The sequence below is a fragment of the ANME-2 cluster archaeon genome (genome assembly GCA_019429385.1).
GTDB lineage: Archaea > Halobacteriota > Methanosarcinia > Methanosarcinales > Methanocomedenaceae > Methanocomedens_B.
Genome location: JAHYIS010000038.1, coordinates 1 through 21,811 on the forward strand (window position 1 = coordinate 1; position 21,811 = coordinate 21,811).

19 protein-coding genes and 1 pseudogene are annotated in these 21,811 nt (G+C 45.8%); 4 read left to right on the plus strand and 16 right to left on the minus strand.

All coding sequences use genetic code 11. The features are described 5' to 3' along the window. From K0A89_11135 to K0A89_11155, 5 genes are all read right to left on the minus strand, one after another. On the minus strand, window positions 1-3,620 hold a 3,620-nt coding region (locus K0A89_11135), incomplete at its 3' end, for a hypothetical protein (GenBank protein MBW6519039.1). Window positions 3,621-3,861: 241 nt separating this feature from the next. After that, window positions 3,862-4,476: an ABC transporter permease gene (locus tag K0A89_11140; protein MBW6519040.1), complete on the minus strand. Its 615-nt coding sequence runs from the start codon at window positions 4,474-4,476 to the stop codon at window positions 3,862-3,864. Continuing rightward, window positions 4,470-5,114, minus strand: coding sequence for an ABC transporter permease (locus K0A89_11145; GenBank protein MBW6519041.1), 645 nt, complete (start codon window positions 5,112-5,114; stop codon window positions 4,470-4,472). The genes K0A89_11140 and K0A89_11145 overlap by 7 nt, the downstream gene beginning before the upstream one ends. A 30-nt stretch (window positions 5,115-5,144) precedes the next feature. Beyond that, window positions 5,145-6,272, minus strand: a complete 1,128-nt coding sequence (locus tag K0A89_11150; GenBank protein ID MBW6519042.1) for a betaine/proline/choline family ABC transporter ATP-binding protein — start codon at window positions 6,270-6,272, stop codon at window positions 5,145-5,147. Between the two features lie 51 nt (window positions 6,273-6,323). Then, window positions 6,324-7,220 (minus strand): glycine/betaine ABC transporter substrate-binding protein, encoded by an 897-nt coding sequence (locus K0A89_11155; protein MBW6519043.1) that lies wholly within the window; start codon window positions 7,218-7,220, stop codon window positions 6,324-6,326. A gap of 192 nt (window positions 7,221-7,412) precedes the next feature. On the opposite strand from K0A89_11155, the gene K0A89_11160 reads away from it, so the two are divergent. After that, a complete protein-coding gene (locus tag K0A89_11160) occupies window positions 7,413-8,261 on the plus strand; it encodes a proline dehydrogenase family protein (protein ID MBW6519044.1) in 849 nt (282 codons plus the stop codon). An 18-nt stretch (window positions 8,262-8,279) separates the two neighbouring features. Here the strand turns inward: K0A89_11160 and K0A89_11165 are convergent, their stop codons facing one another. The 4 genes from K0A89_11165 to K0A89_11180 form a co-directional block, all read right to left on the minus strand. Next, on the minus strand, window positions 8,280-10,514 hold the full coding sequence (locus K0A89_11165) for an FAD-dependent oxidoreductase (GenBank protein MBW6519045.1): 2,235 nt from the start codon (window positions 10,512-10,514) through the stop codon (window positions 8,280-8,282). Between the two features lie 7 nt (window positions 10,515-10,521). Continuing rightward, entirely contained in the window at window positions 10,522-11,406 is an 885-nt protein-coding gene (gene hdrB / locus K0A89_11170; GenBank protein MBW6519046.1) for a CoB--CoM heterodisulfide reductase subunit B, read from the minus strand. After that, window positions 11,403-11,912 carry a CoB--CoM heterodisulfide reductase subunit C gene (gene hdrC / locus K0A89_11175; protein ID MBW6519047.1) on the minus strand — a complete coding sequence of 170 codons (510 nt, stop codon included), beginning with the start codon at window positions 11,910-11,912 and terminating at the stop codon, window positions 11,403-11,405. Before hdrC ends, hdrB begins: the two co-directional genes overlap by 4 nt. 156 nt (window positions 11,913-12,068) lie before the next feature. Beyond that, a complete protein-coding gene (locus K0A89_11180; GenBank protein MBW6519048.1) occupies window positions 12,069-12,290 on the minus strand; it encodes a 4Fe-4S binding protein in 222 nt (73 codons plus the stop codon). A 206-nt stretch (window positions 12,291-12,496) separates the two neighbouring features. Between K0A89_11180 and K0A89_11185 the strand changes: the two genes are divergently transcribed. After that, a complete protein-coding gene (locus K0A89_11185) occupies window positions 12,497-13,546 on the plus strand; it encodes a hypothetical protein (GenBank protein MBW6519049.1) in 1,050 nt (349 codons plus the stop codon). A 2-nt stretch (window positions 13,547-13,548) separates the two neighbouring features. After that, complete coding sequence (gene larB, locus K0A89_11190; protein MBW6519050.1) at window positions 13,549-14,319, plus strand: nickel pincer cofactor biosynthesis protein LarB; 771 nt, start codon at window positions 13,549-13,551, stop codon at window positions 14,317-14,319. A gap of 74 nt (window positions 14,320-14,393) precedes the next feature. Here the strand turns inward: larB and ahbC are convergent, their stop codons facing one another. The 7 genes from ahbC to K0A89_11225 form a co-directional block, all read right to left on the minus strand. Further along, window positions 14,394-15,596 carry a 12,18-didecarboxysiroheme deacetylase gene (gene ahbC / locus K0A89_11195; protein MBW6519051.1) on the minus strand — a complete coding sequence of 401 codons (1,203 nt, stop codon included), beginning with the start codon at window positions 15,594-15,596 and terminating at the stop codon, window positions 14,394-14,396. A 21-nt stretch (window positions 15,597-15,617) separates the two neighbouring features. Then, complete coding sequence (locus K0A89_11200; GenBank protein ID MBW6519052.1) at window positions 15,618-15,902, minus strand: hypothetical protein; 285 nt, start codon at window positions 15,900-15,902, stop codon at window positions 15,618-15,620. 93 nt (window positions 15,903-15,995) lie between these two features. Continuing rightward, on the minus strand, window positions 15,996-16,841 hold the full coding sequence (locus K0A89_11205) for a uroporphyrinogen-III synthase (GenBank protein ID MBW6519053.1): 846 nt from the start codon (window positions 16,839-16,841) through the stop codon (window positions 15,996-15,998). A gap of 14 nt (window positions 16,842-16,855) precedes the next feature. Continuing rightward, complete coding sequence (gene cobA / locus K0A89_11210) at window positions 16,856-17,611, minus strand: uroporphyrinogen-III C-methyltransferase (protein MBW6519054.1); 756 nt, start codon at window positions 17,609-17,611, stop codon at window positions 16,856-16,858. A 36-nt stretch (window positions 17,612-17,647) separates the two neighbouring features. Further along, complete coding sequence (gene hemC / locus K0A89_11215) at window positions 17,648-18,574, minus strand: hydroxymethylbilane synthase (GenBank protein ID MBW6519055.1); 927 nt, start codon at window positions 18,572-18,574, stop codon at window positions 17,648-17,650. Window positions 18,575-18,577: 3 nt separating this feature from the next. Further along, window positions 18,578-19,846, minus strand: coding sequence for a glutamate-1-semialdehyde 2,1-aminomutase (gene hemL, locus K0A89_11220; protein MBW6519056.1), 1,269 nt, complete (start codon window positions 19,844-19,846; stop codon window positions 18,578-18,580). Between the two features lie 183 nt (window positions 19,847-20,029). Next, on the minus strand, window positions 20,030-20,596 hold the full coding sequence (locus K0A89_11225; GenBank protein ID MBW6519057.1) for an epoxyqueuosine reductase QueH: 567 nt from the start codon (window positions 20,594-20,596) through the stop codon (window positions 20,030-20,032). 146 nt (window positions 20,597-20,742) lie between these two features. Between K0A89_11225 and K0A89_11230 the strand changes: the two are divergent. Beyond that, window positions 20,743-21,550: pseudogene (locus K0A89_11230) on the plus strand (transposase). Window positions 21,551-21,811 lie beyond the last annotated feature (261 nt).

The following is a 21,811-nucleotide window of genomic DNA, read 5'->3' on the forward strand; positions in this document are numbered from 1 at the left end:
TGACAACCGGTACACAGAGTCGTATTCTCAAGCACAAGCACGGGTTTGGTGAGACTATCATTATGCATCCAGCCACCGTTATGGCACGATGCATTGGTACAGTTCGGTGATGTAGTACCCCAGGCACCGGCATTCAGACTATGTTCGGGAACACTTGCATTGAATGTAGGATTCACCATTATGCCGGTACTGTTGAACGCTGACCCTGCCTGGTGGCAGTAACTGCAATTCACACCACCCGACCAGGTACGAAGGTCTGTTCTCTTCCTGCCATAGTGGGCGATAAGGTAACTATCATTGGTCCGGTCGGCCGGGTCTGCAGCCGCAGGACCGATATCAAGGAGTTTCATCTCGGTAAGATTGTGGCATACTACACAGGACGACATGTTATTCGTGCCATTACCTGCTTTGAGTTCGCTGCCGCCGTAAAAGTGTTCAACTACTGCAGGAATTACACCAGCACCTGATAGGTTGGTTGGTTTATTGGTACCAACATGGCATTCCTCACAGGTGTAAGGTTCAACCCCATTAAAGTCACCCAGACGGTCAGCATGTGACGTTGCCGTTGCAGGATAGGTACCGTTATTGATGTGGCATGCCCAGCAGATCTTGTTGGTGTCACTTATGGCATACGGGTTGGTGATAGTTGATAGATTCTGGATATTCTGGTGAATTGATAGTGAATCATTCATTACCGTGAAATTGACCTTGGGTGCAGTACCGCCAATATCATGGCATGATATACAATCAGCCCCGAATCCACCCACTGCCACTCTATGCACGAAATCTTTCGTAGTAGGAGTTGATATCGTGAGCAATAGAGCACCGTGACAGGGCTGGCATGTACTGTCATTGACATTGCTCCCCATGAACGAGTGATTGTACCATACCTGGCCGGAATTATCCCATGCAGTGCCATTGAGCGTATTGTTCAGTACAATGGTCGGTGGAACCGGGGTCCACTGGGTACCGTTATAGTAGGGTGCAGAATTGACATGACACCCTCGGCACCAGGTGTTGGTGCTGGTGATGCTGGTGTTCAATGCCTGGCCGTTGCGGATACTCTCGATAAGACCCGTGGCAGGGTCGCTGTGCCTGGTATCGTTGTGACAGTATTCGCAGGCTTCGTTGGTGGTGTTCCAGTAAACAGTGCTATTCCACCGGCTGCCGTTATTGAGGTTATCGCTGTGAGCGAACATGCCGCCGGTATTTGCAACGAGCGGTCGGGTGGGAGTGAAGTTGGAAAGGGTGGCGTTGTTGCTATGACAGCGGACACAGTCAATTGCAGTAACGTTGGATGTGCTGAAGGTATCGTCCTGCTGGAGATAGTTCATAGGATGAATTTCAGTGGAATTATAGGTGTGACAGGCAGTACAGTTTACAGCCTGGTTATGGCGCGTCTTGTTTGTAGTAACCATGTTACCGCTGTAAGTCTTTGATATCCCATGACATGCCAGGCAAAGAGTATCGTTTATTATTGGCTTCTTGAGAGGTTCATCATGGAACTGGTATCCCGTGCTATTGTGGCATTCGCTCGCATTACAACCCGGGTTCGTGCTATTGTATCTCAGGCTGTGGTTATTTATCGAAGTATTCGAAGGGTCTGTAAATACACCGCTGAATTCAACGGTGGCGTTTTTATGGCAGTAGGAACAATAATCAGCACTTCCCGGTGTTTTGCCGAATGCTGATCTGTTCTTGCCATAATGGTAGAAACTCAGGTTCCCACCTGTGAAGCGCTCTCCATCACCGATAAAACTGCCGGTGTCGGTATCGTTATTGTAAAGTACCATGCTGGAAACATTCTCATGGCAGTCGATACATGAAGCCTGGGCGCTGGTCGTATTCCAGAGTGCAGAGATATTCCCTCCGTTGAAATGGTTTGAAACGGGTTTTGCAGGTTGCGGGTCTCCATTGAAAGTAACCCCATATTTGGCTCCCCCGGCAACATGGCAGTCCACGCACATAAAAGGATTCGCAAATCGGTCACCCATTCCGCCGGTTACATTACCAGCAGAATCATGACATGCCCAGCAGGCCCCATTATCTGAGAAGTAGCCCTGTGACGAAGCATTCAAGGAATTCATGCCCGCATGCACACTGCTGTTGAAAGTGGTTGTATTGATATGATGGGTCACGTTTGTGCTTGACATCTGATGGCATTTGATACAATCAGGGTCACCTCCCCGGGTCACATTGGCTGAATGGAAATCCAGCGGTTGAGCTCCCCCGGCATGGCAGTCCCAGCATTCCTCTTTAGTGACCGTTGCATTTACATGTTGAGGAACACCGGTAACAAGAGCAGTTACATTGGACGGTGCACCCCACCAGGTCGATTCGACCAGGGTGCCAATGCTCGTATTAGCACCAAGATGACAGATCCTGCAATCACTGGTATTGGGCATATGGTCTATGGTCTGCGTGAACCGGTAGGGACTCATATTTGAGTCAGGCAATCCGAAGTTATAAAAAGCATAATACCCGCCTGCAGAACCGTTCTTCTCCCGGCCTACACCATGGCATGAACCATTGCCTGTATTATTATCAAAACTAAAACATGTTGAGGGTGTTATCTGGGTGGTGGTGGAATAGGCAGCACTTTGATTGGGTACCTGTATCAAGGTCAATGGTCTATTGATATGGTTGACCACTCCGGGCATTGTTTCGTTAATATCGCTTCTCAGCTGGATCTTATCACTGAATGGCCCGGAAGGACTCGAATAATGACACTCTTCACAGATATTGGTATTATTATCTGATATAAATGTCATTGGTTCTACGTCTTCTTTATGGCAGGCATAGCACCCTTCATTATCCTGCCGCTGCTGGCCCGCCTGGACCTCATAATCAATACCGTCACCCTCCCAGTCAAAACCAAAGGTATGGATGTCAGCGGCCTTGGATAGGTTTTCCCTATGGAATGTTGTATCATTGCCATGACAGTTGCTGCAAAATCCTGCTGTCTTATTCACTGGATGCCGTATCTGGTCTGAAACGTTCCACTGGACACCAACACTTGTATTCTTATGACAAAGGCTGCAATCAACAACCGTGGAGATAAGAGTAGAAGTGTTGGCGTAATGAGACACATTTGATAAGAGGGTAACATTAGATGCATTATTGTCATTTAATATCCTGGGGGTCAGGCTTTGATTATGGCAATAGCTGCAATTATCAAAAGTATCGATATCTGTAGATAGATTTATATTCTGAATATGTTCCAGTACAATGGGAATAGATGGGCCACTGATGTTACTGCCGGGGAGTGTCCCGTTTATATGACAATCCCCCTCATTGCAATTCAGAGGATTCGTGTAATTGGCAGGATTGGTGGCATTCACTGCAGCATCTGAGTGAGTTCCGATAGGAGCAGTTCCGTTCCCATGACATGCCCAACATACCCGGTTCAATGGGTCTATTGATGCATTATAAGGTGTACCATTGTTCAAATCAGCATGCACACTGGCATTTATTGCTGAAATATTGACATCAAGATAGGGGGCTGTATTATTATGACAGCTAAGACAATCTCCGTTCGATGCATCTAATACAGGCAAAAGGGCCAATAAAAATAAAATTAAAAAAGTAGCTCTAACTGCATTTGTCTCTGCCCATTGCATTCTATACACCTATCGGCAACACACTGTATGGTTTTATACCATTAATGTTAATACCTGTTTAAAGTATTTATTCAAAGAGTCAATTCAGGATAATCGTGTTTCTTGTATTCTCATAAATGTTTTGATTTCATATCCATTCTAATTTTTTTTAAGAATTTATAAACTCAATATTATTTATAAATGCCTGAAATTCTTATATTTTGTATGTTCTTGTATGTATCATCCTTATAAAAATACCTTTTCAACCTTTGAGATATACTGGTGTCAATCTCCTCTCAAGGAATGAAAATGACACATCAATGAATAATGCGAGCACTATAGCAGGAAGGGCTCCAGCCAAGATCTTATCCGTGTTAAAAGCTATCAGACCTTCAAATACCAGTTCTCCCAGTCCACCGCTACCAATAATTGCGGTCAGTATAGCGATACTATTGGCCAGGATAGCTGCAAATTTTATACCTGCGAACATTGCAGGGTATGCATTTGGTATTCTAATGTGACGGTTGATCTGCCAGTCAGTTAATCCAATACCTTTAGCATATTCTATTAATAATGGATCAATATTGGTTAGGCCTATATAGGAATTTTTAATAATGGGGAGCAAAGCCCTTAGCATAATGGCTATTATAGCCGGGGTGAAACCTATTCCAATAAGTGGAACCACAATTGCAACAACAGCAAAACTCGGTACTGCCTGGGCCAGGTTTGCAAATTTTATTACGATAGAAGCCAGCCTGGTACTATACAATGAGGCAAATGCCAGTGGAATAGCTATGACGATACTTATGAAAAGAGCTGAATATGTGAGAACAATATGCTCAACAGTAGCATCTGCAATAGTGGAAAATATTACCATGAACCATACCTCACCTTGAGTCTGTTTTCAATAACACCAGCAATTGCATCCAGAATAACTGCAAGCATTCCGGTCCATAATCCTGCAACCAGAATGGTATCCACATCATACAGGTAAATACCCGTCTGCAATGCCGTTCCAAGGCCACCTGCTGCAATTAGGCCACCCAGGGTGATCAAGCCCATAGTAAATACCAGTGCTATCCTGAAACCACCAGCAATGAGTGGAAGTGCCATTGGCATCCTTACCTTGACCAATATCTCTTTTGATGACAGTCCTATTGCCTGTGCGATGTAAATATACTCTTTGTTGACACTTTTCAGACCCACATAGGTATTCCTGGTGATAGGCAGGATAGAATACAGGATCGATGCAACAATAGTAGGTTTTGCCCCTAAACCAAAGAAGGGAAGCAATAGAACCAGAAGTGCAATATCAGGTAGGGTTTCGATAATATTGAGGATATTCAATATCGGATTGGCAATTCTTGGATGCAGAAATACAATGATCCCCACACTGATACCAATGACTGTGGCTGAAAAAAGGGCAATACTGAACATATACAAATGCTCCATTGTACGCATGGTTAACAATTGTGAATCCCATACATCCATTATCTGTACAATGAATTGTTCCATAAATCCAACCTTGCCTATTGATACTATTTATCAAATGAGTTTCAGGAGCACTTTGTCTAAAAAGAAAATTCCACATGGACGGCCTGCTTCTATCACAATTCCTAATGATTCGGCTTGGTCTTTTAATTTCCCCAATGCTGATGCAATATGATCATTTGGTGAAAAAACAGGGATAGCTCTTGCAATATCCCGAAGTGCTACATTATCGTATGTTTGTTGAAGCAGGTCCACCATTGCAACATATCCTATTGGATCAGAGCTATCAAGTACGATAGCTAGTTCCACATTGGTTTTTGCCATCCTATTAACAGCTTGCTGTGCGGTCATTCCGGCATCAAATAGATATTTCTCAGTTATAGGAGACATCATATCCTTTACCTTGAGGGTATCCATGTGTTTGAATTTCCTTTTTGCATCAACAATATCAGAAACCAGTTCATTTTCAGGGTTCAGGATCAATTCTTCAGGAGTACCTATCTGGATGAGTTTAGCATCAGACATAATACCGATTCTATCCCCCAGTTTGAATGCTTCATCAATGTCATGGGTAATAAACAATATTGTCCTGCCTATTTCCTGTTTTATTACATTGAACTCATCCTGCAACTGCTTTCTCAATATTGGGTCAAGTGCTCCAAACGGTTCATCCATCAACAATAAGGGCGGGTCCATGGCAAGTGCCCTGGCAAGTCCGACCCGCTGCTGCTGCCCACCGCTCAACTGACTGGGATACCTGTCCATAAATGATTCGGGGGGAAGTGATACAAAATCAAGGAGATGTTTTACCCTGTCTGAGATATCCTGGTCGGACCACCCCTCCAGACGGGGGACCAGCCCTATATTCTCCTTGATGGTCATATGGGGAAAAAGACCGATATCCTGGATGACATAACCGATGTTCCTTCGCAACCTGACAGGGTCAAATTCCATTATGTCATGGTCGTTTATCGTTATGACTCCCTCATCCGGTTCAATAAGCCGGTTTATCATCCTGAGGGTGGTGGTCTTTCCAGAACCACTGGGACCTATCAGTATCAACAGTTCACCGCCCTGTATATCAAGGTCCAATTGTTCAACAGCAAAGTGTTCGTCGTATTTTTTCGTGACCTGCTGAAGATGAACTGAGTCGATCCTGTCAAATAGTCTTTGAGTAGGCATGGCTATCTATGAATCTCGTCATGTTTTATAAATAAATCAAAAAGGGTTGAATTACTCTTCAGCAATTAACCCCTGCTGTACGAGAAAATCCCTGGCAATATCCCGTGCTTCTTTTTTGTCCACATCATATTGATAATTAAGTTCCCTCATTGAATCAGTATCAATTCTGCCGTCCAGTTCCTTGATGATATCAACAACATCCGGATTTTCAGATGCGAACTTCTCTGTAACAATAACTATGGCATCATAGGGTGGCAAAGCGTTCTTATCATCTTCCAGTATCCTGAGATTGAACAATTCGTTCCTGGTATCGGTCGTATATGCTGACACTGCCTCTACATCACCCTGTTTGATAGCTTCGTACATGATAGTGGCCAGTCCCTGCCGGTAATTTTTGAATTTAAAACCATATACTTCTTCTATGCGAGGAAGACCATCTTCCCTTTGTGCAAATTCAGGGTCAGTCCCAATTACCATTTCCGGTGCAAATACTTCAAGCTCACTGATTCTGGACACGTTATTTGCCTGCGCCCAATCTTTCTTGACCGCTATAGCGTAAGCATCCTCAAAACCCAGGTTGTTGACAATAAGCACGCCATCCTGTTCAAGCAAACCTTTTTCTGCTTCTTCATATACTAGCTGGGGGTCCCATACCTCAAGTGGTGGTTTATTCAATATCTGGCTGTATGCTGTTCCGGTATATTCCACATACGTGTTGACCTGACCTTGTTTCAGGGCTTCATAATTGACGAAGGTACCACCTAACCCTTCTTTTACATCTGTTTCATATCCATGCTCTTCCAGCAGGAGGGATATCATATGTGCAAGGATATATGATTCCTGAAATTGTTTGGACCCGATGACAATGGTATTGTCATCTGATTGTGTGCATCCACTTGTCAGTACTGCAATTACTATAATAAAAGCGATTAAGATATTCAATTTCATGTAAAATTCCCCGATAATTAATCTATTTCAGAGTTACTTATAGTTTCCTCTAAGGATATATTTCCAGGGTGAATGGTTTCAGTTATGGATAATTGAACTGGATAGTTATTTGAGATGATAAAGGGGATACTTTTTTAAAGTGATATTACCAATTTAATCATAGGGAATTTTCCCTGAGTGGAGTAAATAGATATGGGAATTCTGATACATCTGGCGAAACGCTGGGTTGCCGGTGAATATCTTGAAGATGCTGTTGAGAGGGCAAAATCTGCAAACACCCGGGGAATAACCGGTATTATCAACCACGTGGGAGAACATAACGAGAATATCTCAGAGATAGAAGCCTCAGCAGAAGAATATAGCAGGCTCCTGGATGGCATCAAACAGGAACAGATAGACAGTGCCATTTCCATCAAACTCACCCAGTTGGGGCTTATGAAAGATATGCAGACGTGCATCAGGACGATAGCACCTCTGATAAAGAAGGCAGCCGCCCGTGGCATTTTTGTATGGATAGATATGGAAGGGAGCGCCTATACCCAGGACATCATTGATATCTACAAACAACTCTATTCCGAAAATAAGAATATAGGATTAGCCATTCAGGCATACCTGTTCAGGACGCCGGGTGACCTGAAAGACCTCTCGTCAATCGGCGCAAAGATACGCCTGTGTAAAGGAGCATACAAAGAACCGGCTGATATAGTTATTAAGGAACATTGTGATATCAGGAAAGCCTATGCAGATCAGATGGAGATGCTGTTCAGGGATGGCGGACCTGAACTGATTGCAGTGGCTACCCACGATGATGAACTTATCGAACTGGCCAGGCAATTGAACCGGGACCATCCCCGGAATTTCGAGTTCCAGATGCTCATGGGTGCGCATGACAAACGGAAGGAAGAACTGGCTCGGGATGGGTACAGGGTCTGCGGATATATCCCCTACGGCAAGGGCTGGCTTGGTTATTTCCTGCGCAGGTTGAATGAGCAGAAGCGGGATATAAAGACTGCAGCGGTTTGTATTATTAAAGGGGATTGAGTTCAAAAGGTGACAAATTTACACCTTCACCCCTTCCGCAAACACATTGAACAGGTTCCCCATCTTCTCATACTGCGCCGTTTCCACATGCGAATACCTTATAGGCTTTTTCTGCTCCCGTGTCTCTTTCTTGAGCATATTGTAGAGCGCCTTGGACCGCTCCACCAGCCGCTCATCAGTAGTCCCTTCAACCAGCATCACACCTCCAGCTCCACTCTCAAAAGCAAAGTTCACGATATCCGCATCCAGTATATGGATGGATGGCACCTGCACAAAAAGTATCTTTGAGGAATACTGATTGCGGTTCACCCCTGCCAGGTCAGCAGCTGCATAGGCCGCAGGGTCGATGAACACAATTACACCCGGGCCTGCCTCCAGCATTCCTTTAACCTGCGCCTTGAGCTGCTCGCGCGTGTAGTTCTGGATATCAATAGCCTGCTGCGGGCACACGGCAGCGCACACACCGCAACCCGTACATGCCAGCGGTTCAAGTTTCGGTCTGCCCGGTCCGGACAACGCATCATAGGGACACTCCTCGATACATATACCGCACTCGTCACACCGGTCATTGATGACGGGTTTTTCCGGAGATATGGCAATCCTGCCCTTCCCCAGGAACTGGTGTGTCTTATGAGCGGCACTGATACCATCGGTCACCGAATCATGGATGTCCTTGGGACCTATTGAGCAACCAGCCATGTACACTGCCTGGTTCAGGGAACTGACAGGGTCTATCTTTACATGCTTCTCCTCGATAAAACCATCATCACCTATCGGGACATTCAACTGCCGGGCCAGTTCCTGCGACCCTTCGGCAGCCTCCAGCGAAGGGCACAGCACGACCATATCGAACACATCTTCCTCCTTGGAGTTGAGCAGGGTATCTTCATATCTCACCTTCAGGTCACCGTTCTTCGTTGGTGTTATTTCCGCTATCCTGCCCCTGATGAACTGTACACCCTCCTTCTGGGTATTATAATAGAACTCTTCAAAACGGCGCCCTGCAGCCCGCATATCAATGTAGAATATCGTCACCTCAGCATCCTTGTTCATCTTCTTAACCAGGTGCGCCTGCTTCATCGAATACAGGCAGCATACCCTGCTGCAATGCTTGTTATATTTCTCGAAATCCCGGCTGCCCACGCACAATACGAACGCTACCCGTTTTGGCATCGTTCCGTCTGCTTTCTGGAGTCGCATGCCGGTATGGCTCTTTGCTGAAAGCATATCCTCGAACTCCACTGCAGTAATAATATCCGGATGGTCGGTAGTATATTCCTCGATACGCGATACGTCAAAAATCTTAAAACCAGTAGCAATCACCACCGAACCCACTTTTATGTCTTCAGTCCGGACCTCATCCTCAAGCCTGATGGCATCCACAGGACAGATCTTTGCGCATGCTCCACAGTCAATACACTTTTCCTTGTCAATAATATACACCTGGGGTATGGCCTGGGCAAATGGCAGGTAAATGGCGTCAACCGGACATTTTGCAGCACACCTGCCACATGAAGTACATGTTTCCACATCCACGTACCTGGGAGAATGTTTTAATGCAACCGTGTAGTCACCCACATTTCCCTGTACACCATCCACTTCCGTGTTTGTGAACATAGTAATATTGGGATGGTTGTACACTGCCACCATCTTTGGTGTCAGGGTACACTGGGAACAATCATAGGTGGGAAAGGTCTTGGACAATCCTATCATATGACCACCGATATAAGGTTCCTTCTCCACCAGCACGACCTCATGGTCATCTGCCAGCTCCAGCGCTGTTGTTATCCCTGCAATACCGCCGCCTACCACCAATACCCTGTCTACAAGGTCTTTTTCTATGGGTGCAAGTTCTGACAATGCCGCCATTCTGGCCACTGCTCCTGTGATCAGGGACTTTGCCTTGCTCGTAGCTTGTTCGGGTTCATCAGGATGTACCCATGAATCCTGCTCCCGAAGATTCGTTATTTCCAGCATCATGGGATTGATACCTGCTTTCCCTGCCATTTTCCGGAATGTTTCCAGGTGAAGTTTTGGAGAACAGGAACCTATGACCACTTTATCCACGTTACCACCCCTGATATCCTGTTCAATGGATCCCTGTCCGGCTGAGCTGCACAGATAATCCTGAATGGTTACCGATGCCACATTGTCCTTTCCTTTCATTGCCCCGGCCACGTCATCAATATCGACAACATCCGAGATATTGCCACCACACCTGCACAGGTACACGCCTATCTTGCTGCTGCTCATTTTCACCTTACCCCCTTAACCGGTCAATGAACTGTGCATCTGTTATGAAATTCAGGTCCACACCCACCTCTTCAGGTGAATGCCCCATAGCAATAGCCAGCAACTGGGAATAATGCAGCACCGGGATATTGTATTCATGCCCGAACTTATCTTTTATCTCTACCTGCCCAAAGTCCAGCTGCAGGTGACAGAATGGACATGCATTGACGATACAGTCTACTCCTGCCTCGGCAATATGCTGCAATTTTGCTTCTGCCATCTCCAGTGACGTATCCAGTAATGCAGAACGTACGCCGCCTCCTGCACCGCAGCACGCCATCTTATCCTCATAATCAATACTCTGTGCGCCAAGCGCTTCCACAAGTTCATCAAAGAACACCGGGTTCTCCACGGTCCCCAGGTCCCGCTCTTTGGAAGGTTTGATGAGATGGCAGCCATAATGCAATGCTACCTTCAGGTCAAGCTGATGCTTAATGGTTTCTTTTATCGTCCCGGGTCCGATTTCCTTGGACAGGAACTCGATGATATGACGGACCTCAACTGAGCCGTTGTACTTCATATCCACTTCTGCGAGATGCTTATTGACCTGCCTGGCCAGACCCTGGTCATGCTTGAGTTCATGGTTGGCATCAGTCAGGGAACCGAAACAACCGTTACATATAGTCAGTACATCCCGGTTCATTTGTTCAGATAACACGATATTCCGGGCTGCAAGGGTCAACCATGTGACCTTATCAAATGACCTGAACACACCCGGGGCAGGGCAGCATGACGCACCGGCCAGGTCAGTCCAGTCGATACCCAGTCCGTCCAATACCAGCTTTGTAGCTTTTTCAATGCCAGGATAACGGTTGGGAATAATACATCCCAGGAACAGCGATACAGGTTTCATTGCCCTCCCTCCTTTTCTTTTCCTTCCGTATCCTTGACCAGTTGGACAAAACCAGTAGCTATTAGCAGTTTTTTCACCTGGTCAAGAGCATCCGGGTACTTGTGGACCGTTTCAGGGAGCTCGTCCATCCCCAGTTTCTTTCGTTTGTCCCGGTTAGTATCATTTATAGGTACTGCATGGCCCTTTTCTATAACCAGCCCTGCCACTTTGCGATGATCAGGAAGCATGAGTCCCATATGAACCGATTCCGTCCTCAGGGCCAGAATCCCATCAACGATATTTATTCCTCTTGGACACCGTTCCTGACACTGGTAACAGGTCGTACACATCCACAGGTCTTTATCGTGATACACATCCTTATTCCGCCTTGCAGACAGTACTATACGTCTGGTATTCAGGCTGGTGTACCGTCCGGAAGGGCAACTTCCGGTACATGTCCCGCACTGCATGCAGGTTAAAAATGTCAATCCTTCATCATCAAGCAGTTTTACCGGTTCCTTTGTCATTGTTCCACTCCAATTGATAAGTATAAAATGTTCAATATTTCCTGATCTCACTATAACATATCGTTAAACAACATTGATTTCAGTGATTATTATAAGTATTGATTTTATCGATCACATTTTGCACTGTTTTGTACAAACCTTCCAAAATATATACTACTATTTTGAGCGTCCTGATATGTTCAATACGGTTATTGCGCCCACAGGACACGCCCCTGCACACCTCTTGCAAAAAAGACAAAAAGCAGGTTCTTTTGCATAATATACAACTCTGCCATTGTCCATCTTTCGAATATCCCAGATAATAGGACCTTTTGGGCAAAGGTTCCTGCAGCGTCCACATCCCGTACATGAGTCATTGACCGATATTTCTACAGGCATTTACTCACAGAATTATTTTTTAATCCATTTAACTTATTGGATTGAAAATGAGACCACAATAATCTGATGACCCTAAATTAGTCAGATTGCGTCAAAGTAGCCAGATGACACAAAACTATTAATACTAATAAAAATCACTTTACTATATTAATTTGTTTCAAAAAATAATTAGACTTGATTTAGGGTACTTCTCGTGAGATATGTATATGGATAATTCAAATGAAAGACTGATAGATGTAGTCAGTGCATCTCTCTCAAATATTACTGCAGGAATCGTATTAATCATATTTACGGTCCTGGTATACTTAGACATGTTCAGTCTTTTAAGAAATCCGCTGTTCACTGGTTTTCTGGGACTGGTATTTTTTATCACGTCTTATGTCAGCATGGAATCTGAGAAAAACCAGCATAGTGGAAGTGCTCTACTTAACCTTGACCTCAATGGCATTATAGCAGGGGTGTCACTCCTGGCTGTTTCAATAGCAGGTGCTGCAGGACATTTTGAAGTTGTACGGAACTTTCTCTTTCCACTTATACCTGGTGTTATCCTGATGACAGCTGCTTTTGCCAGGTCATTTATAAAAGCCAGTTATCCAAATCTGCCTATAACACGCACAGACCCCTGCACCATACTGGGCGGCCAGATACTTATTCTCTATTCTATCCTGCTCTATATGGGTTTAGCATCATTTACCTGGAGTCCATTGTTCCCACTGCTAGTGGCAGGGGCACTTTATACTACATTGTTCATGGAAGTGCTCCCTCACCTGGCAAACAGTTCGCAGGATATCCATAACGTGGCTGTCTGGATGGCTGAAATTGAAGAAAAAGCATACAACCTTAGGCGTGAATTCGAATATATCAAACTGAATAGTGGTGACCTGGATATTGATGCAAGTCTTGAACGTCTCAATATTATACAAAAAGCTGTAGCCCAGCTTAAAGAATTGAGCGGTTCTATAATGCTGGGTGAAGTTGCCCAGCCGGCCCTTGAAATTCAGAGGGCTATCCCCATTCAACATGTTGTAACCAAGCCTACTAAAACAGGATGGAATATGAATCCAGAAAGCATGCAGGCAGTAGAAATCGAATCCCACGAACTCGAAAGTCTGGTCCAACCAAGAACCACTGAAGAGTTGTTCTATGAAAGTATCCAGAAAGAAATTGATGTACATGGACTTCGCAGTATAATCAAGGAAGCGAAAGAGATGCGGGAATCAATGTATGCACAGCGAAAGACTCTGGAAGATATTTGATCATGGACCTTACCCGACTACTTGAAGATGTAAAAACGGGCAACATTGATATTGACGAAGCTGTAAAACAGATACGTATCAATAACCTCCATACCCTTGAAAATGTCGCCTGTATCGACCCTCACCGCGCAAGACGTACCGGAATTCCTGAAGCTGTTTACGCTCCCGGTAAAACTATTGATGACCTGGTTGGTATTGCCTTATCCCATCTTGAGCATGAATCAACGGTTATTATTACCAGGGTCTCGGATGAACAGCTTGAAGCGTTAAAACAAAAACATCCAGTGGAATGGAACCGGCATGCGAGGATTGCAATACTGCGCAAAGGCGGTTCACATGTTGAATCAACCGGGGGGGTAATCGGTATCATCACTGCAGGAACGGTTGATATTCCTGTTGCAGAAGAGGCTAAGGTCATAGCACAGGAGATGGGTGTGACAGTGCATACCATTTATGATGTGGGTGCTGCCGGCATTCACAGGCTGTTCCCTGGTCTGGCAGAAATGGTGGAGAAGGGGGTTGACGCCATAGTGGTGGCCGCTGGCCGGGAAGGTACTCTCCCCACCATTGTATCAGGACTGGTGGATGTGCCGGTGATAGGAGTGCCGGTCTCATCCGGATACGGGGCCGGAGGTGGCGGGAAGGCAGCGTTGCATACCATGCTTCAGTCATGCTCTGTGCTGAGCGTGGTAAATATTGATGCCGGGTTCGTGGCTGGAGCGTTTGCTGCTCGGATTGCCAATATGCTCGCTATGGCAAGACGGAAAGAGTGATTATTACATTTCTTAAAAAAAGAATGCCAAAAAGGTAGTTGATAGCTCAATCTGCCTATTTGACCGTATTCTCCCTATTTGACCTCATCGTAACCGATCTCATCTTTGGTAAGATAACATGCCGGGTCATCAGCCCATACATTATCATAGATGGCCTCTGCCCGGACCCTGAAGTTGCCATTGCATATCTCCAGCCATTTACATTTGGCACATCTATCTGCATTTGCCTTTATCAGATTTTTACGGTCCTTGAGACCGGCCATGAGCTTATCACTGGTATCCATCCATATCTCACTGAAAGGCCTTTCCTTTACATTACCAAAAGAATAATGCCTCCAGAACTGGTCAGCGTGTACAGAACCGTCCCATGATACGCAGCCGATACCGATACCGGATGAATTACCCTGGTTCATCATAAGCAGTTCATAGACTTCGGCAGCGCGCTCCGGGTCTTCTTCCAGCAACCGGAAATAAACATAAGGCCCGTCACAGTGGTTGTCCACGGTAAGTACTTCCATAGGGAAACCTTTGTCATGCATCTCCTTTGTCTTATCCATGATAAGGTCCACTACACGGCGGCTCTCTTCATGGCTCAGGTCTTCTTCCACCATTTTTGAACCGCGTCCTGCATAGACCAGATGGTAGAAACAGACCCTTGGAATACCTTCCTCATACAACAGGTCGAAGATGGCAGGTATGTCCTGAGCGTTTTTCTTGTTAATGGTAAATCTAAGACCGACCTTGATACCTTCCGCCTTACAGTTGCGCATACCCTGCAATGCTGCATCAAAAGCACCAGGCATACCCCTGAACTTATCATTGGTCTCCCTCATACCGTCCAGTGATACACCTACATACGATAGTCCGATGTCCTTCAAGACCCTGGCCATCTTCTCATCGATCAATGTACCATTCGTGGAGATAACGGCACGCATTCCCTTATCCCTTGCATACATGGCGAGTTCAGGAAGGTCTTTTCGCATGGTGGGTTCACCACCTGAGAACAGTATCACCGGCGCACCGAACTGGGCAAGGTCGTCTATCAGTTCCTTGCCCTGCTGGGTGGTCAGTTCATCTTTATATTCAATATCCCTTGACTGGGCATAGCAGTGCACGCAATGCAGATTGCAGCGACGTCCCATATTCCAGACCACTACAGGTTTTTTATCCTTTGAGAACTGCAACAAGTGAGATGGAAGTTTGCCTGATTCCCGCCCGTACCTCAGGGCATCGGATGGTTCAACGGTCCCGCAGTAAAGTTTTGAAATGCCTATCATCTTTATTACACCATTCGTTATTTAATCAATATTGTAATTCATGTTCACCAAAAGCATCTGCCTCTCTTCATCAAGCGTGATCTCGATGGAAGATGCATTGGAATCCAGGTATTTTTCCACATGGAAGGTGACACCTTTCTCGATATACTTAACATCCCTGGCAATTTCCTTTTCCACGGTTGCAATGCCAAGTTGCTGGCAGCAGCCGCCGCCAGTTATGGATAAGCGTACAGCAGGTGATTGTTCCTTCTCCAGTTCAGCCCTTATGAACTCAATGGCCTTATCATCTACAATGAGTTTAGTCATATTGAATACCGAATTCTTTTTTCATAGTACATAAAGTATAACTTTTTTAGTTCAACTTTGTTGGACACCCTGGACAAACTCCAAAGTCTCACGTTAACCCGGCACAAAGAAGAATTTTCTTGTTTCCTCTATCAATGCTTTGAATGTATATTCATTTGAAATAATAGTAACTGGAATTTTATATATATTTAATGTATTGGAAGTTGGATGTCCGATGGCAGCCACAACGATACCCTCATCATTCAATTTCCTGATAACCTCATCCTTAAACCCTATCTGTGATGCCATCCCAAGGAAATTCCGGACCATCATTGAACTGGTAAATACCACAGCATCAACCGTTTTATCCAGAATTGCCTGTATCAGTGCTTCCTGTGCACTCCCCCTTACAGGGCTGGTAATCTCATAGACCTGTGTTTCAAAAACATCGGCACCGGCAGCCTTTAAACCTTCCACCAGTACAGGTGCACCATGGGAACTCCTGGCAATGTCAACCACTTTCCCGTACACATTATTTCTGATGGCTTCAACCAACCCTTCCGAACTGTACGACTCTGGCATGAACGATATCAAAATCCCCTGCTCCAGAGCTGCTTCCCTGGTCTTGGGACCGATAGCAATAGTGGTAAGTCGGTTCAATGCAGCGATAAAAGCATCCCGGTCAGGCACCTTATCCAGCGTATGGTCTATGCCGTTTGCACTGGTAAAAATTACAATATCCGACTGTCCGGCCAGTATCCGGGACACAAACCCGTTAAAATACTCATCCCTCTTATCCAGTATCGCTATCATGGGAGCAGATATAACATCAAATCCGGCCTGCTGGCATACCTGGATGGAATCCTGTTCGTAGCGGACGGGCCGCATTATGGCAACCGTAGGTCTGGTGTCGATGTTGATGTGAGTGCTGGCATCGGAACTGAAAGAGGTACTGGCCATAATTCCCAACAAAACTACCTGAGTTCACCCAGTTCATCATGCAGGGTGACCACGCCACCTATTATGGTAATGGCCGGAGCCTTGACGCCTCTTTCCTCTGCCAGTTTGACAATGTTTTCCAGCGTACCTACTGTGGTCCTCTGGTCGGGCCGGGTTCCCCGCTCGATAAGTGCCACCGGGGTTGCAGGGTCTTTGCCATACTTCATCAGTTCATTCACGTTTCTGGGCAGCATGCTGACTCCCATCAGGATGACTATGGTTCCGCTGAACTTTGCCAGTGCGTCCCAGTCAAGGGCCGAATCTTCCTTTGTGGGGTCTTCATGCCCTGTGATAAATGTCACCATACTGGCATGGTCCCTGTGGGTAACAGGTATGCCTGCATAGGCCGGTGCCGCAATTGCAGATGTGATGCCGGGCACGATTTCAACTTCTATGCCATCTCGTACCAGCACCTGCGCTTCCTCGCCGCCACGTCCGAATACATAGGGGTCGCCGCCTTTCAACCTGACCACCATCTTTCCCTCTTTAGCTTTATCCACCAGTACCTGGTTGATCTGCTCCTGTTTGAGAGTGTGGCTGCCTGCATATTTGCCGGCATCTATCTTTTCCGCGTTTTTTGGCATGCTGGCCAGGATCTGCTCTCCGGGAAGCTGGTCATATACTATGACCTCGGCCTCGTCTATGAGCCTGCGTGCTTTTAGCGTGAGCAGTTCCGGGTCACCCGGACCGCTGCCTACAAGGTATACCTTACCCAGTTTTTTGCTGTTCATATGTTAGTCTCCGATGTATGCACTCATGAATTGAACTCAATTGAATTTCCGACCATTTGATAACATTTCTACCGCCTCACTGACCAGTTCGGCGCCTCCCTGCTCAACAATTTGATGACCCAACCGTTTTGCTTCTTCCTCACACCTATCAAGAGGCACAACCTCGTCCACTTTGACAAACCTGTCGCCTTCCAGTGACAGCACCTCAGCCCGTATCCTCATACCACTGCCCACCCTGGTAGCAAAAGCGGCAATAGGCACCAGACAGCCCCCCCCAAGGATTCCAATTACAATACGCTCAAGCCGGGTCTCAAGATTCGTGGGAGGATGGTCCAGCAGCGATACGGCTTTGTGGCCTTCAGTATCCTTTGGCGTCACCACCACAATGGTCCCCTGGTTGGCGGACGGGCAGAAATTATCAGGGTCAAGCTGCACCACGTCCAGTTCCCAGCCCATACGCTGCAGTCCGGCCTCTGCCAGCAGGATACCATCATACTGACCTTCCTCAAGTTTTCGGCGGCGGGTATTGATATTACCCCGCAGGTCCTGAATATTCAGGTCGGGCCTGTATCTAAGAAGCTGGGCGCGCCTGCGCATACTTGTGGTGCCGATGATAGCCCCTTCAGGCAGTTCATCCAGCGTGGAACCGTCGTTCGTCAGCAACACATCCAGGGGCGAATCACGTTCCAGTACGGCAGCGATGGCCAGTTTATCAGGTCGCTCCGTGGGGATGTCCTTCATGCTGTGGACCGCGATATCGATCTCGCCTTCCAGCATCCTGTCATCCAGTTCGCGCACGAATGCACCCACTCCCGGCACCTCGTGCAGGGGGCGGTCAGTGAAGGCATCACCGCTTGTCTTTATGATCTTGCGCCTGGTATCAAATCCGCGCTCCTTTAGCATAGCAGCTACCTTGTCTGCCTGCGCCAGGGCCAGGGCACTTCCCCGTGTACCGATTATCATTGCTCAGGGCCTCAGGTTCTCTTCATATGCCTTGAGGGTGGCATCAATATCTTCATCAGTATGTGCAGCGGACAGGAAATTGGTCTCGAACTGCGACGGTGGCAGGAACACGCCGCTATCGAGCATCCTGTGGAAGAAATTAAAGTAACCTTCCTTATCACAGTTCAAAGCTTCCTGGTAATTGGCAGGCATCTCGCCAAAGAACACCTTGAACATAGAACCTACACCGCTGACATTGTAGTCCAGTCCCAGGTCGTTCACGGTATCCCGCAACATGGCGCGCAGGCCGTCTGATTTCTGGTTCACCTTTTCGTGTACCTTCTCTTTTTCAAGCACGTCAAGAGTGGCAAGTGAAGCTGCCAGTGACAATGGGTGTCCGTTAAAGGTCCCTGCCTGATACACTTTACCGGCAGGTGATATGTGTTGCATAATATCACGGCGACCGCCTATCACACCAATCGGAAGACCACCTCCCACTATCTTGCCCAGTGTGGTCAGGTCGGGTGAAACATTGTAATATTCCTGTGCACCTCCCATGGCAAGCCTGAACCCCGTTATCACTTCATCAAAGATGAGCAGGACATCATTCTCTTTCGTTACTTTCCTTACCTGTTCCAGATAACCTTCTTCAGGAAGGATCGGGCCGATATTACCCATGACAGGTTCCATGATGAGGGCTGCCACCTCGCCATTATATCCATCTATGGCTTCAACAATGGCATCAATATCATTGTATGGGACCTGCAGGGTATGCTTCGTGAAGTCCCTGGGAACACCCAGAGAATCCGGTGCACCCTGCGTGGTCGCACCGCTCCCTGCCTTTACCAGGACCGCATCATGGGCTCCATGGAACCCGCCCTCTATCTTGATGATCTTGTTCTTGCCCGTATAACCCCTGGCTGCCCGGATAGCTCCCATAGTGGCCTCAGTACCGGTCGACACGAACCTGACCATATCGATACTGAAATAATTGTCACAGATACGTTCTGCAAGTTTCACTTCCATTTCGGTAGGCGTCCCGTAGAGCCAGCCCTGGTCCAACTGGGCACGGATGGCTTCCTTGATAGCCGGATGGTTGTGTCCCAGCATAAGTGGCCCGTATCCCAGACAATAATCGATGTACGTATTACCGTCAACATCAGTGAGTTTTGAGCCGTCGGCACTTTTTGTGTAGAACGGGTACGGGTTTATTGCCCTTACCGGGCTGCTTACTCCGCCGGGGAGCAGGTCCTTTGCTTTGCTGAACAATTGTTTCGATTTTTCGCGCTTCATATGAAATACCACAGGAATGTAGATAACCAAATATTTTTTCTATTGATTCTTTTACAGAACTATGCTCCTAAAATGATAGTTTATACATATATTATATTCGCAGAATACATTCCAAATCTTTTTCATCGATTTGTTGTACAGATTAATCTCGTACTACTGGCAGGATTATGAATATTGTCACGCTCATTTCTCTACTAATTTTCGGTAATACCTGTCCTTTTCACTAAAGATACATCCGCAATAAGGTTGGCGGTACAGTTCCAGGTCCCTGCACAGCTGGTAGGTTTCCTTATACCCGGGACGGTAATCCCGGTAAAAAAAATCCACCCCGTATTCTGATGCAAGACCCTCGCCGATATCTTTTATCATCTCATGTTTCTGGTAAGGGGAAATGAGCAAGGTAGACGTGTACACAGGAATGCCCATGTCAGATGCCTGTCTGGCTGCTGCCTCCAGCCTGAGGGTGTAGCAGAGGTGGCACCTGTCTTCCACTTCAAACGCCTGTTTTATAAATTCTTCAAGCATGTACTCATCACGGTACACCACATCCAGTTTCACGACCTCAGCATACTGCTGCAGTGTCTCCAGCCGGCGACGGTACTCGGTGAATGGATGGATGTTGGGATTATAGAAATAGCCTACCGGCTCGAAACCTTCGTCCCGCAGTGCCCGTACCGTATAGGTGGCGCAGGGGGCACAGCATATGTGGAGCAGCATTTCCATGTTCAGTTCACCAACGTTAATATTCATTGGAACCGAATTATATACTATTGTATTGTGGGCAATATTGCATTATGGCCATTATTGGGGAATGTCTTAAGAGAATTTCTATTAACCACCCTATACTAACAAACTATTTATAATAGTTTAAATATATTGCAAATATATTTCATTATATGTCCTAGCTAATCGATTTTTCACTCTGTGAAGAATATAAACGGCTCGAAAGTCTCTGAGATAGAATCACTTATAGACTGAAAACCATTTCGTCCAATAATTGACGAAATGTGCAACAATAAAACAGATTAGTTTCCCAAAAAAGATACCTGATCGTTCCCCACAGTGAAGGACTTTAAAGAAAGGATAGCAAAGACTGGAAAATACTCTATTATATGGGATGAATTGCAGAGACAGTTTGACATAAAAGTCCTGATAATTAAGAAAGGGATGATTCAAGATGCAATTTTCATCCAATCTGAACCAGGACATGCCAGGGCAGAAACATCGCATGATAATGAAGTAAAAAAACGAAGGAGTAAAGATGGTACTTGGTCTAAGAAAGGAAGTAAATCGTATTTTGAATACAAGTTACACACCATAATTGATGTGGATTTTGAATTGATTAGAAGAATCAAAACAACAACAGCATCTGTTCATGATAGTCAGGTTAACTTATCAATGGAAGGTGAAGTGGCTTATAGGGACTAAGGTTACTTTGGAGTGAAACCAAAAGGGTATGGTGCACCTATGCAAAGAGGGGTGAGGGGACATCCCATAAGCATTAGAGATGTACTCAGGAATAAATGAATCAATCACACAAGGGCAAAATGTGAAAGAGTTTATGCAGTCATGAAAACTGTGTTCGTGTCTGGAAATGTAAAAGTAACAACTTTGGCAAGAAAGAATGTCAAAATGCTGTTTATTGCATTCGATTATAATTTGTATCAATTGCGTTCACTAAGCAAGAAAGGTGTCATACAATGATGGGCGATAGCTATCATTAAATTTTGAGAATATTGAGAAAATATGAGGTCAGATAGGCCTAAAATGGATTGGTGAGGGGGGAAATAGTGTCAAATAAAGGCATTTATAATATGTCGGAGGAAAATTTGATGTTAAAAGGAATTCTCATTAGTTAATTAGTAAATGGGATCTTTAGGACCCATTGTATGTGGGAATGTTTTGGAGGGCCCTAAGGATAATACTATGATTTGTTGAGAAATCTATATATACTCATCCTTGACA

Coding starts and splice junctions, on each gene's coding strand:
- K0A89_11180 (MBW6519048.1), bottom strand. CDS start 12,290: ATGCCTGTAGAAATATCGGTCAATGACTCATGTACGGGATGTGGACGC.
- K0A89_11165 (MBW6519045.1), bottom strand. CDS start 10,514: ATGAGCAGCAGCAAGATAGGCGTGTACCTGTGCAGGTGTGGTGGCAAT.
- K0A89_11140 (MBW6519040.1), bottom strand. CDS start 4,476: ATGGTAATATTTTCCACTATTGCAGATGCTACTGTTGAGCATATTGTT.
- K0A89_11185 (MBW6519049.1), top strand. CDS start 12,497: ATGGATAATTCAAATGAAAGACTGATAGATGTAGTCAGTGCATCTCTC.
- K0A89_11200 (MBW6519052.1), bottom strand. CDS start 15,902: ATGACTAAACTCATTGTAGATGATAAGGCCATTGAGTTCATAAGGGCT.
- hemC (MBW6519055.1), bottom strand. CDS start 18,574: ATGATAATCGGTACACGGGGAAGTGCCCTGGCCCTGGCGCAGGCAGAC.
- hdrC (MBW6519047.1), bottom strand. CDS start 11,912: ATGACAAAGGAACCGGTAAAACTGCTTGATGATGAAGGATTGACATTT.
- K0A89_11155 (MBW6519043.1), bottom strand. CDS start 7,220: ATGAAATTGAATATCTTAATCGCTTTTATTATAGTAATTGCAGTACTG.
- cobA (MBW6519054.1), bottom strand. CDS start 17,611: ATGAACAGCAAAAAACTGGGTAAGGTATACCTTGTAGGCAGCGGTCCG.
- ahbC (MBW6519051.1), bottom strand. CDS start 15,596: ATGATAGGCATTTCAAAACTTTACTGCGGGACCGTTGAACCATCCGAT.
- K0A89_11160 (MBW6519044.1), top strand. CDS start 7,413: ATGGGAATTCTGATACATCTGGCGAAACGCTGGGTTGCCGGTGAATAT.
- K0A89_11145 (MBW6519041.1), bottom strand. CDS start 5,114: ATGGAACAATTCATTGTACAGATAATGGATGTATGGGATTCACAATTG.
- larB (MBW6519050.1), top strand. CDS start 13,549: ATGGACCTTACCCGACTACTTGAAGATGTAAAAACGGGCAACATTGAT.
- hemL (MBW6519056.1), bottom strand. CDS start 19,846: ATGAAGCGCGAAAAATCGAAACAATTGTTCAGCAAAGCAAAGGACCTG.
- K0A89_11225 (MBW6519057.1), bottom strand. CDS start 20,596: ATGAATATTAACGTTGGTGAACTGAACATGGAAATGCTGCTCCACATA.
- K0A89_11150 (MBW6519042.1), bottom strand. CDS start 6,272: ATGCCTACTCAAAGACTATTTGACAGGATCGACTCAGTTCATCTTCAG.
- K0A89_11205 (MBW6519053.1), bottom strand. CDS start 16,841: ATGGCCAGTACCTCTTTCAGTTCCGATGCCAGCACTCACATCAACATC.
- hdrB (MBW6519046.1), bottom strand. CDS start 11,406: ATGAAACCTGTATCGCTGTTCCTGGGATGTATTATTCCCAACCGTTAT.